Raw genomic sequence first — 2,181 nt, 5'->3', positions numbered from 1 at the left:
ATATGGTCCAACAGTGGCCGTGCCCGATCCATTCCGGCATCGAGGGGCGATGTCTGCCGGTGGCGGCGGCCGCGCGGGTCCGGCGGCCCGATTGGCGCGAACCCGCCGAGTCGGGTTAACCTCGTTCAGCATATACCCCCATGGGTATGTAGTCCGCAGTCATCCAGGAGAAGGAGCCATCAGATGACCCTGACCGCGACGATCACCGAGCTGGCCGCAGCACGGGCCGACGGGGCAACCGTCGTCGACGTGCGCGAGCCCGGCGAGTACGTCGCCGGCCACGTGCCGGGCGCCGTCCTCATGCCGATGGGCCAGCTGCCCAGTCGGGTGGCCGAGCTCGACCGCTCACGCCCCGTCTACGTCATCTGCGCCTCCGGCAACCGCAGCCGCGCGATGGCCGACTTCCTCGGCGCCGTCGGATTCGAGGCGCGCTCCGTCGACGGCGGCACCACCGCCTGGGCGCAGTCCGGCCGGCCCGTCGTCACCGGACCGCGCGCCAACGCGGCCTGAGGGGGAATGCCCATGGCGACCATCATCGCGATCGACACCCCGACCCTCGGCGACCGCAGCTACCTGGCGCACGACGGTCGGGTGGCCCTCGTCATCGACCCCCAGCGCGACCTCGACCGTGTCCTGGCGGTCGCGGAGGAGGCCGGCGTCTCGATCACCCATGTCTTCGAGACGCACATCCACAACGACTACGTGACCGGCGGACTCGCGCTCGCCCGGGCCACGGGGGCGAGCTACCACGTCAACGCGGCGGACGACGTCGCCTACGAGCGGGTGCCTGTGCGGGACGGCGACACGATCGAGGTGTCCCCGAGCCTCACGGTCCGGGCCATCGCGACCCCCGGCCACACCTTCACGCACCTGTCCTACGCCCTCGAGTCGGACGGCGAGCCGATCGGCGTCTTCACCGGGGGCTCCCTGCTCTTCGGGGCGACCGGCCGCCCCGACCTGCTCGGTCCGGAGCACACCCACGACCTCGTCCGGCAGCAGTACGCCTCGGCGCACCGGCTCGCCAGCGAGCTGCCGGAGGCGGCCCAGGTCCTGCCGACGCACGGCTTCGGCAGCTTCTGTTCCGCCGGCTCGACGGGAGACACCACCGCCTCGACCATCGGCCAGGAGAGGCGGGCCAACCCCGCCCTGACCCAGGACGAGGAGCGCTGGGTCGCCGACACCCTCGCGGGCCTCGACGCCTATCCCGCCTACTACGCCCACATGGGCCCGGCCAACCTGCAGGGTCCCGGACCGGCCGATCTCAGTTCGCCCGAGCGCGCCGACAAGGCCGTGCTGGCCCGGCGGATCGCGGCCGGCGAGTGGGTCGTCGACCTGCGCACCCGGACGGCCTTCGCGGCCGGCCACGTCGCCGGGACCGTGAACTTCGGGGTCGATGGCCAGTTCGCGACGTACGTCGGCTGGCTCATCCCGTGGGGCAGCCCGCTGACCCTCCTCGGCGAGTCGCCCGAGCAGGTCGCCGAGGCTCAGCGCGAGCTGGTCCGGATCGGTGTCGACCGCCTCGCCGGTGCCGCCACCGGACGGCCGGAGGACTGGACGGACGGGCCGCTGGCCTCGTTCGAGCAGGCCACCTTCGGCGACCTCGCCCAGGTGCGGCACCACCGTCCCGTGGTCGTGCTCGACGTGCGGCGGGCGAGCGAGTACGACGCCTCGCACATCGCCGAGGCCGTGCACATCCCGATCCATGAGCTCCCCTCGCGACTCGACGACGTGCCGCACGGGGAGGTGTGGGTGCACTGTGCCGCTGGCTACCGCGCCTCGGTCGCCGCCTCCCTGCTCGCCGCCAACGGCCGCCACGTCGTGGCGATCGACGACGACTTCGACGAGCACGCTGGCGCCAGTGGGCTGCCTCTCGTCGCGGCCTGACCGGGGCTCCGGCCCCACCTCCCTGTCCCAACCCCATTGACCGGCGCCTGCCGGAACAACCCCTAGAAGGAGAAACCAGATTATGTGCCGTCCCGTGAACTGCAGGACCTGTGGCAAGACGACGTGGGCCGGATGTGGCCAGCACGTCGACCAGGTCATGCGCAACGTGCCGTCCAACCAGCGCTGCCCAGGCCACGAGAAGGACGCCGCGGCAGCCGGTGGCGGCTTCCTGTCCCGGTTGTTCAACCGGGGCTGACCCCCAGCGGGCGGCTGGGGTCCGGGCCCCCGTCCCGGGCC

General features: G+C 72.4%; 3 protein-coding genes. All 3 read left to right on the top strand.

Annotation, left to right across the window (positions count from 1 at the left end; genetic code table 11):
• The first annotated feature begins 183 nt into the window (after window positions 1-183).
• Window positions 184-510, top strand: a complete 327-nt coding sequence (locus N864_RS21715; protein WP_034722384.1) for a rhodanese-like domain-containing protein — start codon at window positions 184-186, stop codon at window positions 508-510.
• Between the two features lie 12 nt (window positions 511-522).
• Complete coding sequence (locus tag N864_RS21710; RefSeq protein WP_034722385.1) at window positions 523-1,884, top strand: MBL fold metallo-hydrolase; 1,362 nt, start codon at window positions 523-525, stop codon at window positions 1,882-1,884.
• A 94-nt stretch (window positions 1,885-1,978) separates the two neighbouring features.
• Window positions 1,979-2,140 (top strand): hypothetical protein, encoded by a 162-nt coding sequence (locus tag N864_RS25255; protein WP_162164565.1) that lies wholly within the window; start codon window positions 1,979-1,981, stop codon window positions 2,138-2,140.
• Window positions 2,141-2,181: the final 41 nt, after the last annotated feature.

The sequence above is a fragment of the Intrasporangium chromatireducens Q5-1 genome, assembly GCF_000576575.1.
Taxonomy (GTDB): domain Bacteria; phylum Actinomycetota; class Actinomycetes; order Actinomycetales; family Dermatophilaceae; genus Intrasporangium_A; species Intrasporangium_A chromatireducens.
The sequence above is the reverse complement of the archived record's forward strand: the minus strand, read 5'-3'. Positions and strand labels throughout refer to the sequence as shown.